We start from the raw sequence: 14663 nt of genomic DNA on the forward strand, positions 1-14663 counted from the left end.
CAGAAAGGGCAGAGGGTGGGGAAATCGCGGGATGGAGGATCGATGCGAATGACTGTTGCAATTACCACGCCAATGCCCCTGCCAGGGGCACCTCACGCCAGTTGGGAGATGGGAGAGTACACCCTTACCCGCATTCCCGCGTTTCGCGACAACTATCTCTGGCTACTGGGGGTGACCGGAAGCCTTAATGTCGTCGTGGTCGACCCGGGTGAAGCAGAAGCTGTGGAGGCCGTTCTGGAGCAGACCGGAACGACCCTCGCGGCCATCTTGCTGACCCATCATCATGCCGACCATTGTGGCGGCGTGGCAAGGCTGATCCAGCATTTTCAAGGGATTCCGGTATTCGGCCCCGGGGCGGAGTCTATCACAGGGGTTACCCAGCCATTGTCCGGGGGCGAGGCGTTGTCGGTGCCCGGTGTCAGGGCCCCCGTCCAGGTTCTGGCCGTGCCGGGGCATACAGCGGCTCACCTGGCCTATTTCCTCCCAGGCGAGATCGGCCGGCCCGGCCTGTTGTTCTGCGGCGATACCCTGTTCGGGCTGGGCTGCGGCCGACTCTTCGAAGGCACGGCAGCGCAGATGAATGCTTCCCTGGCGCGGCTGGCCGCCTTGCCGGACGATACCCTGGTGTTCTGTGCCCACGAATATACTTTGCTCAACCTGCCGTTTGCCGAGGCAGTCGATCCGGACAATGCTGCGTTGCTGCATCGGGGCGAGTCGATCCGGCGCTTGCGTGCCTGCGGCGAGGCAACGGTACCGTTTCGCCTGGTCGAAGAGCGGGCAACCAATCCATTCTTGCGCTGCAGTGAACCCGCCATCGCGGCGGCGGTGGCAGATGTAGCGGAAGAAGGTGATCCCGTGGCCGTATTTGCCGCCCTGCGCGAGTGGCGTAACCGCTGGTGAAGACGGGGAGTCCCCGCGCCCCTGTTGCTGCCGTGGGGATTGTTGCGTGGGCGAAGGCGGGTCAGCGGAAGCGGGGCAGGGTGCGCCGGACGCGGGTCAGGGCATCCATGACCTTGGCGGCATTGAAGGGCTTGACGACGAAGCCGGCGGCGCCGGACTTAAGGGCTTCCTGAACGTTCTCAGCACTGGCGTTGCCGGTGACCATGATCACGGCCGTGTCCGGGTAATCGCGGCGGGTGTTGCGCAGCACCTCGATGCCGTCGATTTCCGGCATCACCACATCGAGCAGCACGATGTCCGGGGTTAAGCGGGCCAGGGATTCCAGAGCAGAGACACCGTCCCGGGCCTCACCGACGACTTCGTAGGGTTCTTCGCGCAGGATTGCCTTGAGCAGCGAGCGCATGATCTCGTTGTCGTCCACGATCAGCACGGTAGGCCGGCTGGAGGCGGGAGCTGAGGGCTGTTGCGCAGGAATCGTCATCGCCAGAAGATCAGAAACAAAAAAACCGGGGCAACCGGTCAAAATGCCAGGGATGGTGCGGCAGGTTCAGCAGGCGGGTTCGAGCAACAGCCCTTCGATCCGGGCGACCCGGTTCCGTCCACTACCCTTGGCATTGTACAGGGCCCGGTCGGCGGCCGCGATCAGGTCCGCAGGGGTGGCTTCCGCGCCCGGGACACAGGCGGCCACGCCGCAGGACAGGGTGACATGGCCCAACGGCGAGTCCGGGTGGACCAGCTTGAGTTGCTCGACGCTGTGGCGCATGCGCTCGGCAACGAAGGCAGCGCCGCCCAGGGTGGTTTCCGGCAAGATCATGGCGAATTCTTCACCGCCGTAGCGGGCCAACAAGTCACCGGCCCGCTCCATGGCACGCGACATGGTGGCGGCGACTTGCTGCAGACAGTCGTCCCCGGCCTGGTGGCCGAGGGCGTCGTTGAATTTCTTGAAAAAATCGACGTCGCAAATCACCAGGGCAAGTACCCGGTGATGGCGCTGGGCACGGCGCCACTCGGCTTCCAGGGCGGTGTCAAAGCGGCGCCGGTTGGCCACCCCGGTGAGGCCGTCGATGCTGGAAAGCCGTTCAAGTTCCTGGTTGGCGGCATCGAGCTTACGCGTCAGCACCACCAGGGAACGGCGCATCTGCACGATGCGCTGCATGGCGCGCAGCTTGGCGCGCAGCACCACTTCCGAGACCGGTTTGCCGAGGAAGTCGTCGCCGCCCGCGGCGATGCCCTTTTCCAGGTGGTCGTCGGTGTAGCTGGCGGTGAGGAAAATGATCGGGGTCCATTCCCCCTGGCCTTCGAGTTGGCGCAGGCGGCGCGCCACTTCAAAGCCGTCGATGCCGGGCAGGATCAGGTCGAGCAGCACCAAGTCCGGCCGTTCTTGCTGAAACAGGGCCACGGCCTCCAGCCCGTCACCCGCCGGCAGGGGCTGCATGCCCATGCGCTCGAGTTGGCTGCACACCACCACGCGGGCGGTGCGGGTATCTTCGACGACGAGAACTTTCATGTAGGTGGAAGACGCCTGCCTAGGCGGCGTGCTTCATGTCTCCCGCAGTGCTGCACCGGGTGCAGCGTTGTTATGCCGCTTGTATGACGTGATTGTAGCCCAAAGCCTCCCGTCGGGGACGAAATGCCGACCGTCCGGGGGGCCGTGCGTGACGCTGCAACTCCCGCCACGTACACTGTCATACCGTCACCCCATAATTATTTTAAATCCGCCATGTCCCAGCCTTCGGTTCCGTCCCCCGACGCTTCTTCTTCCTCGTCCTGGAATGCCTTCCGGGAACGTGCGGCAAGGCTGGCACGGCGTCCTGGTGTGCGCCGCGGCGCCACGATCCTCGGCATTGCCTGGTTGGTGTGGCTGGCCGTCGGTTTCGCCTCGGGGCCCTTCCTCAAGGATACGGTGGCGCGGCTGCTGTCGGAAAAGCTGCTGCGGCCGGTGACCATTTCCCGCCTGGCGCTCAACCCGTTCACCCTGCGCCTCGACATCGAGGGCTTCCGCGTCGATTCCCTGCCGGACCAGGGCGACAAGCCCATCCTCGCCTTCGACAAGCTGATGGTGGATCTGTCTTCCTCCACCTTTGTTCGCTTCAAGCCGGTGATTGCCGACCTCGACCTGGAGCGGCCCCAGGTCAACCTGGTGCGCTTCGATGCCGAGCGCACCAACATCTCCGACATCATCGAGGCACTGCGCTCGCCTCCCGATCAGGAAGAGTCGCCGCCGCCCAAGTTCGAATTGCTCGATCTGCACCTGCGCGGCGGCAGCATCACCCTGGACGACCGGGTCGCCGGCACCACCACCACCCTGACCGCCCTGGACCTGAGCTTGCCGCGCCTGGCCAACCTGGGGCAGGGCGAAGATCGGGCCCTGCCGGTGCTCAAGGGGGAGTTGGACGGTGCGCCCTTCGAGCTCAAGGCCGAGGCGGTGCCCTTTGCCAGTGTGCCGGAAGCCACGGTGCGACTGGCCTTCAACGGCCTTGATCCGCTGCCCCTGCTGCACTACGCGGCTTTGCCGCTGGTGGTGGAGAAGGCGCGCCTCGATCTCGACGTCAATGCCCGCCTGCGTCTGGCCAAGGACGAGCCGATCGGCTTGGCACTGAGCGGCGAAGTGGTGTTGCGCGATTTCGACCTACGGCAAAAAGGGGGCGCCCCCTTGGTGGCCGGCGAGCGCCTTGGCATTGTCCTCGACAAGGTCGAACCCCTGGCCGGGGCGGCCCGGGTAGCCGGTATCCGGCTGGAAAAGACTCAACTGCACGTCAGCCGCGATAGTCAGGGCCGGATCAACCTGCTCAGCCTGGCCCCCCCCCCGGCCAAACCGGGTGCCTCGACCAAGCCAGCACCCGCCGCGCCCAAATCGAATGGTGCCGCCAAGCCCCCCGCGGACGAATTCAAATGGTCGGTGGCCAAGGTCGAACTGGCCGACATCACCGTGGTGGTGGACGATAACTTCCAGGGACCGGCCCGCCGGCTCACGGTGAAGGATCTCCAGATCAGCCTGCGCGATGTGACCGCCGGCTTTGCCAAACCGGTGCTGTTCGACCTGTCGGCAGCCATCCAGGCTGGCGACTGGGCCCAGGTGAACACCCTGTCCCTGAGCGGCGGCAAGGCCGACTTGGCTGGCCATGCCATCTCTCTGGAAAAAGCCGCCCTGGATGGGGCCAAGGTTGCCCTGGTGCGGGAAAAGGATGGCCGGCTGGTGATGCCCTTGCCCTTCGTGGCCGAGGCAGATGCCCCGCCTGCCGCGGAGGGGGGCGCCGGCAAGAAAGCCGTGGGGACCACCACGTCGGCCCCGGCTGATGCCGGAGCGGCCGGTTCGGTGGCCCCGGCGTGGCGCGCCCAGGTCGCCCAGGTGGAGGTGAGCGGCGTGGCGGTGGACGTGGAGGATCGCAGTGCGCCCCAGACCGCCCGGATCAAACTGGCGGACCTGAGTGCCAGCCTGGCCGGTGTCGATACCGCCCCGGGCAAGGCGATGAGCGTCAAGTTCGGTACCACCGTGAGCCCGGTTGCCGTGGCTACGGCCGATTCGGGCAAGACGGCCAAGCGCTCTCGTGCGGATGCGAAGGCCTCGGCCAAGCCCAGCACACCGCCCCTGGCCAAGCTTGCCAAGGGGAGCAAGGGCAGCAGCAAGGCCAAGGCTGGCGATAAGGCGACCAACAAGGCCACCGTGCCTGGCCGCCTGGAGGCCGATGGCCAGATCACTCTGGCGCCCCTGGACGTGGCGCTCAACGTGCGTACCCGCCAGATCAGCCTGCAACCGGTTCAGGCCTACCTGGCCGACAAGGTCGGCTTCCGTCTGGCCCGCGGCCAACTCACCGGAGCGCTCAAGGTGGCCCTGGCCGAACCGCGCAGCAAGGGCGCCGGCCAGCCCGGTGCCCTGGCCGGCCGGATCAGCGGCGACATGACGGTGGGCGACCTGTCGGCCCAGGAAGCCCAGAGCAGCGACGAGTTCCTCAGCTGGAAGTCCCTGTTCTTCGGCGGCATCGACGTCAAGGTACCGGTGACCGACGTGGCCGTGCGCGAGGTGGCCCTGTCCGATTTCGCCGCCCGGGTCGAGGTCTCGCCCAAGGGGGATCTCAATCTCAAGCAGCTGATGAAGCCGGCGGTGGCGCCGGCCGATACGCCGGTGTCCGCCGACAAGAACGCCCACTCCGGCAACGCCGGCAAAGAGACGGCAAAGCCCGCCGCCAAACCCGCCGAAGCGGCCCCGGTGGGCAGCGACGGACCGCGCATCAAGGTCGGCAAGGTCACCCTGCAAGGTGGCCGGGTGTTCGTCAACGACCAGTTCGTCAAACCCAATTATTCGGCCCGCCTGGTGGATCTGGGGGGGCGCATCGGCAGTCTGTCCTCGGACCCGGCGGTACGCTCCGACTTCGACATCCGCGGCCGCCTGGGTATTGGCACCCCGATCATCATTTCCGGCAAGGTCAATCCCCTGGCCAAGGACCCGTTCTTGGACCTGAAGATGGAAGCCAAGGGTATCGAGATGACCACTTTCTCGCCCTACTCGGGCAAGTACCTGGGCTACACCATCGAGAAGGGCAAGCTGCTGGTGGACGTGTCCTATCTGGTGGAAAACCGCCAGCTCAAGGCCGAGAACCACGTCTTCCTTGACCAGTTCACCCTGGGTGAGCCGGTGGATAGCCCGGATGCGGTCAAGCTGCCGGTGCGCCTGGCCATCTCGCTCCTGACCAACAACCGGGGCGAGATCGACCTGCGCCTGCCGGTGTCCGGCTCCCTGGACGACCCCCAGTTCTCGGTGGGCGGGGTGGTCTGGCAGGTGCTCAAGAACCTCATCACCAAGGCGGTGACCGCGCCCTTTACCCTGCTCGCCAAGGCTTTTGGCGGCGGCGAGGATCTGGAGCAGCTGGCCTTCGCGCCCGGACGCTCCAGCCTGGACGACAGCCTGCGCGGTAAGCTCGACACCCTGGTCAAGGTGCTCAATGACCGCCAGAGCCTCAACGTCGAAATCACCGGCATCGCTCTGCCGGCGCTGGAAGCCGACGATTACCGCCGCGCCCAGCTCGACCGCAAGGTCAAGGCGCGCAAGCGCAGCCAGGCCGATCCCGATGCCGAGGATGTGACGGTGTCGCCGGCCGAATATCCGGCCCTGCTGGAAAAGGTCTACAAGGACGCCAGCTTCCCCAAGCCACGCAACCTGATCGGCCTGACCAAGAGCCTGCCGGTGGAAGAGATGGAGCGGCTGCTGCTCGCCAACACCCCGGCCGGCGAACCCGAACTGCGCCGGCTGGCCGAGCGGCGGGGCAAGATGGTGCAGGACTACCTGATCGAAAAGGGGATCGCTGCGGAGCGCCTGTTCCTGGTCAATCCTCGCCTCGACACGGCCGAGGCCGGCAGCAAGGAAGGCCCGCGCGTCGCGCTGTCCCTGCGCTGAGGGTAGCCGAGCGATACGAAGGGGGCGGGTTGGCGGTCAGCCGCAGAACTGGGCGAGGAACCACACCAACCCGGCCCCCACCACCAGGGCCAGCAGGCCGAGCAACAGGGCGGCGCGGGCCGGGCTGTGGCCGCGGCTGACGATGCCGCGGCGGCGGTTGTCCACGTAGTTGGCGAATTCGCCGAAGGCGAGAAAGGCCGCCAGGGCAAAGACGATGGAGCCGTAGAAAATGCCCACGGTCTGCCAGTCGCCCACATCCCGGCAGGAAAACGACGCCAACTGGCGCAGCTTCAGGGTGAAGTCTACCCGCAGGCCGTAATACAACCCCAAGCCCAGCAGCAGGCCGAAGATCAGCAGCATGCCGATCAGCATCCAGGTTTCCGGGCGGCGCAATTCGCGCCCCAGGGCCGCCAGGTCGCTGGCGATCCAGAAGAGGGGGGCGAACAGTCGGCGGAACAGGCTGGGACGGGACATGGTTGCGGCGCGATGAATGGGGGGCTGGGGGGCGGGTGCTCTACAATGGCGCACATTCTAACGGCCCGTTATGCCAGAACGGGCTTTGCTGCGACCGCTTGACGATTTTTTTCTCCATGACCGATTCCGTTGCCATTTTTTCCCTCCTTGCCACTGTCTTAGCCGCCCTCGCCGTGGGGGTGGGCGTGCTCGTCTTACAGCGCCTGAACCGCCTCAGTAGCGGTCGGGACGACGCTGCCCTGACCCTCCAGACCCAGTTGGACGCCCTTGAGCGGGGGCTGCGCGACGCCCTGGGCCGGCTCGAAGGCGAGCTGCGTGGCGAGTTGCGCGAGGAGTTCGCCCGCAGTCGCCAGGAAGCCCAGACCGCCGCCTTGCAGCAGCGCGACGAGCAGGGCCGTGGCGCGGCCACCCTGGCCCAGACCCTGTCCGGCCAGGTCGGCAGCTTCGGCCAGACCCTGGGGCAGAACCTGACCCAGAGCGTGCAGACCCTCAACCAGACTCTGAGCCAGACGCTCACCACCCAGATCGGCCAGCTGACCGAGACCCAGACCCGCAGCCTGGACGCCTTCGCCCAGCAGTTGAAGACCGTATCCGACGGCCTGGACGGCCGCTTCGAGCAGTTGCGCCAGGCGGTGGAAGCCCGGCTGGCGGCGCTGCAGCAGGAAAACGGCGTCAAGCTCGACGAGATGCGCAAGACCGTGGACGAAAAGCTCCACGCCACCCTGGAGCAGCGTCTGGGCGAATCCTTCAAGCTCGTCTCCGAACGGCTGGAGCAGGTCCATCGTGGCCTGGGCGAGATGCAGACCCTGGCCGCCGGCGTGGGCGACCTGAAGCGGGTGCTGACCAACGTCAAGACCCGGGGCACCTGGGGCGAAGTGCAGCTGGCGGCCCTGCTCGAACAGATCCTCACCCCGGCCCAGTACGCCACCAACGTGGCCACCGTACCCGGCTCCGGCGAGCGGGTCGAATTCGCCATCCGCCTGCCCGGCAAGGACGACAACGGCTTCGGCGAGACCAGCCCGGTGTGGCTGCCCATCGACGCCAAGTTCCCGGTGGAGGACTACCAGCGCCTGGTGGACGCCCAGGACCGGGCCGACCCGGTGGCGGTGGAGGCTGCCGCCAAGGCCCTGGAAGGGCGCCTCAAGGACGAGGCCAAGACCATCCGCGCCAAGTACGTGGCGCCACCCCACACCACCGACTTCGCCGTGCTCTACCTGCCCACCGAAGGGCTGTACGCCGAGGCCCTGCGCCGCCCGGGCCTGACCGACACCCTGCAGCGCGACTACCGGGTCACCCTGGCCGGGCCCACCACTCTGGCGGCCATGCTCAACAGCCTGCAGATGGGCTTCAAGACCCTGGCCATCGAAAAGCGCTCGTCGGAAGTGTGGGCCGTGCTCGGCGCGGTCAAGACCGAGTTCGGCAAGTTCGGCGACGCCCTGGCCCATACCAAGAAGAAGCTCCAGGAAGCCACCAACTCCATCGACAAGGCCGAGGTGCGCACCCGGGCGGTGGGGCGCAAACTCAAATCGGTGGAAGCCCTGCCCAGCGGCGAGGCCCTGGCCCTGCTCGGCGCCGACGGTGGGGAGGGCGGCGAGACCGGCGATGGCGACGCGGAAGAAGAGCTGGTCTAAGCCTGACGCCGGGCCGGCAAAAATTCGTCGGCCCAAACCCCGCGCCAGTCGGGCATCTTCAAAGGGCCATGCCTGGAAGGCGCGCCAATTCTCGCGCTTGGGGCAGGCCTATCGGAGAACGGCTTACTGCCTTGTTCTTGGCGGGGGGGATGAAAAAAATGCCTGGGGGCCGGGCGATGCCGAGGGGAGTCTCGCGGTGCCCGTGCCGGGCGATTCCGTTGCGCTGGCCTTGCGGTCGCCGCGTCCTGTATTCGGCGCCCTGCTGCGGCCGCAATGTCTGGATATCCACCCCGGCCACGCCAACCCGGCCCTGGCCCAGCTGCTGCGCTGCACCGGAGCGCGCCGTTACGCCGTGATCACCGCCTGCAACCCGGGCTCGCGGCAGCTCGCTGCCGCGGACAACGCCGCGCGCCAGGCCTGGCTGGCGGAGCGTCTGACTTGCCTCAAGCTGCGTTTCTTCCCCGCCTGTAACGGTCCCGACGCCAGCGACTGGCCGGCGGAACCGTCCTTTCTCGTTCTCGATGCCCCCTTGGCCCTGCTGCGCCGCTTGGGCCGGGCCTGCGGCCAGAACGCCCTGGTAGCCGGGCGGCGGGACGGTCGGCCCCGGTTGGTGTGGTTGCACGCCTGATTGGGCGTAGGGGAGGTGGGCGGCGGCGAGGTCACGCCGCGTTTTACCGGGCTGCCTGGTGTTGCGTGAGTTGCCTTGGGCTGGCCAATGGTTTCAATGGCTTCCTGCGCAGGTTTCCAGCGCTCGGTTTTCTGGCAGTTGGTTTCCAGCGCTCCCCGGCCTGTCACCGGCGCCCGGGGCTATTACGATTTTCAGCGGGCGGGCCGTCCGTTTTCCCCGATTTCCCCGAGAGACCGCCAAAGCACAAGTCAGCAGCGTGGTCAGCCCTGGGGGCGGTCTTCGAGCACCTCGGTATCGTCATGGGCATAGGCCGGGGCGCAGCAGCACAGCAGGCGCAGCGGCACGTCGCCGCGGTTTTCGATGCAGTGGGCGGTGCCCGGCGGGATCAGCACCGTGTCGCCCGGGGCCACGCCGAACTGTTCGTTGCCTAAGGTCATGCGGCCGCTGCCGGCGGTGATGTGGTACAGCTCCTCGGTAACGCCGTGGCGGTGCAGCAAGGTGCGCTGGCCGGGGAAGACGGTAGCCTCGGCCAGGCTCTGGGCGCGGGCTCCGGCGTGCACTGCCGGGTGCATCAGCTCCCGGATCTCCGAGCCGTCCTTGGTCACGTAGGCGGGCACTTCGTCCCGCCTCGTGACCTGGGGGGGCTGGGGATTGCCCGGCCGGGGCGCGCTCATCGCCGCGCCTTTCACGCTTGGGCGGTGGCGGGCCGCTCGAAGCGGCGGATGAAGCCGGCCACCTCGGGGCAGATCACCTCACGCCAGCGCCGGCCGCTGAAGATGCCGTAATGGCCGACCTTGGGGCAGAGGAAGTGGCGACGCTGGTCGGCGTCCAGGCTGGCGCACAGGCCGTGGGCGGCCTCGGTCTGGCCCGGGGCGGAGATGTCGTCCAGTTCGCCTTCCACAGTCATCAGGGCGGTCTTGCGGATGGCGGCGGGATCGACTCGGCGGCCACTCACCATCAGCTTGCCCTGGGGCAGGTGGTAGTCGAGGAAGACCCGTTCGATGGTGTCCAGGTAGAACTCGGCGGGCAGGTCCATCACCGCGTTGTATTCGTCGTAGAAGCGGCGGTGGGCCTCGGCCGATTCGCCGTCGCCCTCCACCAGGTGGTGGTAGAACTCCAGGTGGGCGTCGATGTGCCGGTCCGGGTTCATGGCGACGAAGCCGGCGTGCTGCATGAAGCCCGGGTACACCCGGCGCAGGGCGCCCGGATATTTCACCGGCACCCGGGTGATCACCCGGGTTTCGAACCAGGCCAGGGAATGGGCCTGGGCGTAGTCGTTGACCGCCGTGGGGTTGATGCGGGTGTCGATCGGGCCGCCCATCAGCACCATCGAACGGGGCTGGGCCGGGTCGTCGTCGGCGGCCATCAGGGAAATGGCAGCTAGCACCGGTACAGTGGGCTGGCACACCGAGATCACGTGCACATCCGGACCGAGCTGGGCGATGAAGTCCCGGGCGTAGGCCACGTAGTCGTCAAAGCCGAAACCCCCCTGGGAGTGGGGCACCAGTCGGGCATCGACCCAATCGGTGATGTAGACCTCGTGGCGCGGCAGCAGGGCGCGCACCGTGTCGCGCAACAGGCTGGCGTAGTGGCCCGAGAGGGGGGCGAAGACCAGCACCTTGGGGTCGGCGGCGCGGCTGGCGGGCAGGTCGCGGGCAAAGTGCAACAGGCGGCAGAAGGGCTTGTCGGCCACGTATGCTTCACGCACCGCCACGGCCTGGCCGTCCACCACGGTGTCGTGCAGGCCGAAGCCGGGTTTTTCGTAGCGCCGCACCAGGCGGGCGAACAGTTCGGAACCGGCCGCCACCTTGGGGGCGGCGGGCAGGTAGGAAAAGGCGGAGAAGGGATTGCCGAACAAGTGTTGGGTGGTTTCGGCCCACAGGCGGAAAGGCGTGGCCAGGCTGTGCTGGAACTCGTGCAAGTCGTAAAGCATTGGGCTGCCTAAAAATCGGAACCGGCGGATTCTAAAGGACTTTTTCCCCAGGTCCAATGGAAAAAAATAACGGATTTCGTCTCGCTTTCGAGTGTTTTGTCTCTAATTTGAGATTGGTAGTAAAACATCGCTTCCGACACCAGGCGCGATTTGGACGATGGGCGGCGGGGAGCGTGCCAATATTCCTTGTTTTGCCGGTAAGCCCCGGCGCTACAATGAACGCCGCCCGCTATTGGAAACCTTGGCCTTTTAGCCTCTTACCATGACAACATCACAAATCGGCCGATTTCAGATCAAAAAGGAACTGGGGCGGGGAGCGCAAAGCGTCGTTTACCTGGCCTGGGACCCGCATCTGGAGCGGGATATCGCCATCAAGACCCTGCACTTCTCCACGCCGGATCCGGAGCAGAATCGGCGCTTGCTGGAAGAGGCCAGGGCCGTGGGGCGGTTGCGCCATCCCAACCTGGTACCGGTATTCGAGGCGGGGGAAGAGGGCGGCGATATCTTCCTGGTGTTTGAATATGTGCCCGGTTCGACCCTGACCCGGCTGATAGCGGAAAAAGGCGCCATGTCGGCGCCCAAGGCGGCGGCCCTGATCCGCGCCGTGCTCGACGCCGTGGCCCATGCCCACGAGGCCGGGGTGATCCACCGGGATCTGAAACCGTCGAATATCCTGGTGGACGACAAGGGTACGCCCCGGGTCATGGACTTCGGCATCGCCATGCGCGCCGACGCCGCCCGCGACGGCAGCCTGAGTGGTACGCCGGCCTACATGGCGCCGGAATACATCACCGAGCGCAACGTGTCTCCAAGAGTGGACGTGTTTGCCGCCGGCCTGATTCTTTTCGAGCTGCTCACCGGCTTTCGCGCCTTCCAGGGCGTCGATCTGAACCGGGTGATGGAGCGCATCTGCCACGACGACCTGCGCCTGCCCGATAGCGTGACGGTGGATGAGCGCCTGGCCGACATCCTTTATCGGGCCACGGCGCGCAACCCGGGCGACCGCTACGAATCGGCCGCCGCCTTCCGTCAGGCCCTGGATGCCTACCTGTCGCCGGAATCGGAAGCTGCCGCCGCGGCGGATGCCAAGCAAAGCACCCTGGATTTCCTGCTGCGCCGGATGCGCCACAAGAGCGACTTTCCGGCCCTGTCCGAATCGGTGTCGGCGATCAACAAGATCGCCGATTCGGAAAAGGAAAGCGTGGCAAAGCTGTCCTCCACCATCCTCAAGGACTTCTCCCTCACCAACAAGATCCTGCGTCTGGTGAATTCGGCGGCCTACCGTACCGCCGGCGGCGGCAACATCAGCACCGTGTCGCGGGCGGTGATCGTGCTGGGCTTCGACGCGGTGCGCAACATCGCCGTCACCGTGTTGCTCTTCGAGCACCTGCAAAACAAGGCCAACGCCCAGCAGCTCAAGGAAGAATTCCTGCGCGCCAACCTGGCCGCCATCATCGCCCGGGACATCGCCCACCACCGGCCCGAAGTGGCCGGCCACAAGGAAGTGGAGCAGGCTTTCATCTGCGCCATGTTCCATAACCTGGGGCGCTTGCTCACCCAGTACTACTTCCCCGAGGAAAGCGACGAGATCAAGAAGTCCATGCAGCAGCAGGGCATTTCCGAGGAGGCGGCGTCGATCAAGGTGCTGGGCCTGTCCTACGAGGAGCTGGGCATCGGCGTGGCCCGCAACTGGGGCTTTCCCAACCTCATCGTCGGCAGCATGCGCTCCCTGCCGCCGGGCAGCGTGCGCCGGCCGAGCGCGGCGGAAGACCGGCTGCGGGTGCTCTCGGCCTATTCCAACGAAATCTGCAACGTCATTGCCGCCACGCCGCCGGAAAAGCGCCAGAGCGAGTTGCGCAAGGTGGCGGCCCGCTTCGCCGCCGGCATCGATCTGGACGACAAGGCGGTCAAGGAAACCCTGGAGCGTTCCTTCATCCAGGTGGCCGAATTCGCCTCGATCATCCGCCTCAACCTGCAGCAGACCATGTTCGGTCGCCAGATCCGCGCCTGGAGCGGCGGTACCGTCGGCAACGGCGAAACGGTCACCGAGCTGGGCACCCTGCCCGGGGCGGTGCTGGCCGACAACGCGGTGCTGCCCGACGGGGACGGGGGCGACGGCCAGGCCTACAACGCGGCCAATGCCCAGGCCATCCTCACCGCCGGCATCCAGGACATCTCCAACACCCTGGTGGAGGATTTCAAGCTCAACGACGTGCTGCGCATCATCCTGGAAACCATGTACCGGGCCATGGGCTTCAAGCGCGTCATCCTGTCGATCAAGGACGCCCGCACCGGCATGATGCAGGGCCGTTACGGTTTCGGCCCCGACGCCACCGAAGTGGCCAAGGCTTTCCGCTTCCAGGTGGGCAAGCATCCGGACATCTTCCAGGCGGCCCTGAGCAACGGCGTGGATATCCTCATCACCGATACCGAGGACCCGAAGATCGCCCCGCGCATTCCAGAATGGTTCCACAAGGCCATCTCGGCTCGCACCTTCGTCATCTTTCCCCTCAACATCCGCCACAATCCGGTGGCGATGATCTATGCCGACAAGGACCAGGCCGGCGATATCGTCATTCCGGAAAAGGAACTGTCCCTGCTGCGCACCCTGCGCAACCAGGCGGTGCTGGCGATCAAGCAGTCGGTGGGTTAAGGCGCGGGACGCTTGCCGCGGGCTCAGGCCACGGCGGCCAGCCGGGGCGCCGGAGGCGGGGCGAGCAGGGCCTCGGCCATGGCATCCACCGCCGGGTGGGGGATGCCATTGCGCCGGATCAGCACGGTGGTGCTGCGCCCCAGGTGGGGCGGCAGGGGGTGGGCCGACACGCTGTTGCCGCTGGGCAGGCTGGCCAGCAGGCTGCGCGGGGCCAGGGCGATGCCCATGCCCGAGGCGACGCAGCCGAGCATGGCGTGGTAGGACGACAGCTCCACCACCCGTTCCGGCACCACGGGCACCGGGGCTGACACCGCCAGCCATTGCTCCAGCTTTTGCCGGTAGGCGCAGCTCGGCTCGAAGGTGAGCAGGGTGCGGGTGCGCACGTCCCGGGCGTCGGCAATCGGCGGGTGGCAGGCGGCGGCCACAATCACCAATTCTTCCTCGAATACCGGCACCGCGTTGAGGCGCAGATCCTCCACCGGGCCGCTCACCAGGGCGCAGTCCAGGGTGCCGTCGAGCACCTCGGCGATCAGCCGGCCGGTGGGGCCGGTACGCAGTTCGAGCTGGACGCCGGGATGGCGGCCGTGGAAGTCGGCCAGCCGGGGCGGCAGGCGGGCGGCTGCCGTGCTTTCCATGGACCCCAGGCGCAGCCGACCCCGGGGGGTGCGGTCGCTCACCGCGGCCCGGGCTTCGCTGGCCAGGTTGAGCAGCCGTTCGGCGTAGTCCACCAGCACCTGGCCGGCGGGGGAGGGGGCCATGCGCCGTCCTTCGCGGATGAACAGATCCACCCCCAGGCTTTCTTCGAGCTGCTGGATGCGCGTGGTGACGTTGGACTGGACCCGGTGCAACTGAGTCGCCGCCCGGGTGACGCCGCCTTCGCGGACCACGGTGAGGAAGATGTTCAGGTCGTCTAGGTCCATGACGAAAATCTCAAAACGGGATAGATCTGTTCATATTAATTCATTTTACGTGAACGACAATCCCACCTAGGCTACGCACCTGACACGACCGCCAAGACGCCGTTAAGACCACTGTTCCCCGACCCCAACCCA

General features: G+C 66.5%; 11 protein-coding genes. 5 read left to right on the forward strand and 6 right to left on the reverse strand.

Annotation, left to right across the window (positions count from 1 at the left end):
- The first annotated feature begins 48 nt into the window (after nucleotides 1-48).
- Nucleotides 49-900 (forward strand): hydroxyacylglutathione hydrolase, encoded by an 852-nt coding sequence (gloB, locus tag OTERR_RS06165; protein ID WP_342780114.1) that lies wholly within the window; start codon nucleotides 49-51, stop codon nucleotides 898-900.
- A 61-nt stretch (nucleotides 901-961) separates the two neighbouring features.
- On the opposite strand, the gene OTERR_RS06170 is transcribed toward gloB, so the two are convergent.
- Both OTERR_RS06170 and OTERR_RS06175 read right to left on the reverse strand, forming a co-directional pair.
- The gene (locus OTERR_RS06170; protein ID WP_054622513.1) at nucleotides 962-1381 is read right to left on the reverse strand and encodes a response regulator transcription factor; all 420 of its coding nucleotides are present in this window, start codon (nucleotides 1379-1381) and stop codon (nucleotides 962-964) included.
- A gap of 66 nt (nucleotides 1382-1447) precedes the next feature.
- Nucleotides 1448-2407: a diguanylate cyclase gene (locus OTERR_RS06175; RefSeq protein ID WP_054622514.1), complete on the reverse strand. Its 960-nt coding sequence runs from the start codon at nucleotides 2405-2407 to the stop codon at nucleotides 1448-1450.
- Between the two features lie 213 nt (nucleotides 2408-2620).
- On the opposite strand from OTERR_RS06175, the gene OTERR_RS06180 reads away from it, so the two are divergent.
- The gene (locus OTERR_RS06180) at nucleotides 2621-6292 is read left to right on the forward strand and encodes a DUF748 domain-containing protein (protein ID WP_187775320.1); all 3672 of its coding nucleotides are present in this window, start codon (nucleotides 2621-2623) and stop codon (nucleotides 6290-6292) included.
- A gap of 36 nt (nucleotides 6293-6328) precedes the next feature.
- Here OTERR_RS06180 and OTERR_RS06185 read toward each other — a convergent pair whose 3' ends face one another.
- The gene (locus OTERR_RS06185) at nucleotides 6329-6766 is read right to left on the reverse strand and encodes a hypothetical protein (RefSeq protein WP_149425161.1); all 438 of its coding nucleotides are present in this window, start codon (nucleotides 6764-6766) and stop codon (nucleotides 6329-6331) included.
- 116 nt (nucleotides 6767-6882) lie between these two features.
- On the opposite strand from OTERR_RS06185, the gene OTERR_RS06190 reads away from it, so the two are divergent.
- Together OTERR_RS06190 and OTERR_RS15985 are read left to right on the forward strand one after the other, a co-directional pair.
- Nucleotides 6883-8397, forward strand: a complete 1515-nt coding sequence (locus tag OTERR_RS06190) for a DNA recombination protein RmuC (RefSeq protein ID WP_149425162.1) — start codon at nucleotides 6883-6885, stop codon at nucleotides 8395-8397.
- Between the two features lie 202 nt (nucleotides 8398-8599).
- Nucleotides 8600-9025 (forward strand): DUF3293 domain-containing protein, encoded by a 426-nt coding sequence (locus OTERR_RS15985; protein WP_187775321.1) that lies wholly within the window; start codon nucleotides 8600-8602, stop codon nucleotides 9023-9025.
- Nucleotides 9026-9285: 260 nt separating this feature from the next.
- Here OTERR_RS15985 and OTERR_RS06200 read toward each other — a convergent pair whose 3' ends face one another.
- A complete protein-coding gene (locus tag OTERR_RS06200; protein WP_054622519.1) occupies nucleotides 9286-9699 on the reverse strand; it encodes a cupin domain-containing protein in 414 nt (137 codons plus the stop codon).
- An 11-nt stretch (nucleotides 9700-9710) separates the two neighbouring features.
- A complete protein-coding gene (locus OTERR_RS06205) occupies nucleotides 9711-10958 on the reverse strand; it encodes a polyhydroxyalkanoate depolymerase (RefSeq protein WP_149425164.1) in 1248 nt (415 codons plus the stop codon).
- 262 nt (nucleotides 10959-11220) lie between these two features.
- Here OTERR_RS06205 and OTERR_RS06210 point away from each other — a divergent pair, with 262 nt between their 5' ends.
- The gene (locus OTERR_RS06210) at nucleotides 11221-13611 is read left to right on the forward strand and encodes a serine/threonine protein kinase (RefSeq protein WP_054622521.1); all 2391 of its coding nucleotides are present in this window, start codon (nucleotides 11221-11223) and stop codon (nucleotides 13609-13611) included.
- A gap of 23 nt (nucleotides 13612-13634) precedes the next feature.
- Here the strand turns inward: OTERR_RS06210 and OTERR_RS06215 are convergent, their stop codons facing one another.
- Entirely contained in the window at nucleotides 13635-14531 is an 897-nt protein-coding gene (locus OTERR_RS06215; RefSeq protein ID WP_149425165.1) for a LysR family transcriptional regulator, read from the reverse strand.
- Nucleotides 14532-14663: the final 132 nt, after the last annotated feature.

It is taken from the genome of Oryzomicrobium terrae (genome assembly GCF_008274805.1).
GTDB lineage: Bacteria > Pseudomonadota > Gammaproteobacteria > Burkholderiales > Rhodocyclaceae > Oryzomicrobium > Oryzomicrobium terrae.

What these genes read in the sequence shown, in the direction of transcription:
- OTERR_RS06170 (WP_054622513.1), bottom strand. Translation starts at nt 1,381, where the DNA reads ATGACGATTCCTGCGCAACAGCCCTCAGCTCCCGCCTCCAGCCGGCCT.
- OTERR_RS06185 (WP_149425161.1), bottom strand. Translation starts at nt 6,766, where the DNA reads ATGTCCCGTCCCAGCCTGTTCCGCCGACTGTTCGCCCCCCTCTTCTGG.
- OTERR_RS06215 (WP_149425165.1), bottom strand. Translation starts at nt 14,531, where the DNA reads ATGGACCTAGACGACCTGAACATCTTCCTCACCGTGGTCCGCGAAGGC.
- gloB (WP_342780114.1), top strand. Translation starts at nt 49, where the DNA reads ATGACTGTTGCAATTACCACGCCAATGCCCCTGCCAGGGGCACCTCAC.
- OTERR_RS06205 (WP_149425164.1), bottom strand. Translation starts at nt 10,958, where the DNA reads ATGCTTTACGACTTGCACGAGTTCCAGCACAGCCTGGCCACGCCTTTC.
- OTERR_RS06200 (WP_054622519.1), bottom strand. Translation starts at nt 9,699, where the DNA reads ATGAGCGCGCCCCGGCCGGGCAATCCCCAGCCCCCCCAGGTCACGAGG.
- OTERR_RS06180 (WP_187775320.1), top strand. Translation starts at nt 2,621, where the DNA reads ATGTCCCAGCCTTCGGTTCCGTCCCCCGACGCTTCTTCTTCCTCGTCC.
- OTERR_RS06210 (WP_054622521.1), top strand. Translation starts at nt 11,221, where the DNA reads ATGACAACATCACAAATCGGCCGATTTCAGATCAAAAAGGAACTGGGG.
- OTERR_RS06190 (WP_149425162.1), top strand. Translation starts at nt 6,883, where the DNA reads ATGACCGATTCCGTTGCCATTTTTTCCCTCCTTGCCACTGTCTTAGCC.
- OTERR_RS06175 (WP_054622514.1), bottom strand. Translation starts at nt 2,407, where the DNA reads ATGAAAGTTCTCGTCGTCGAAGATACCCGCACCGCCCGCGTGGTGGTG.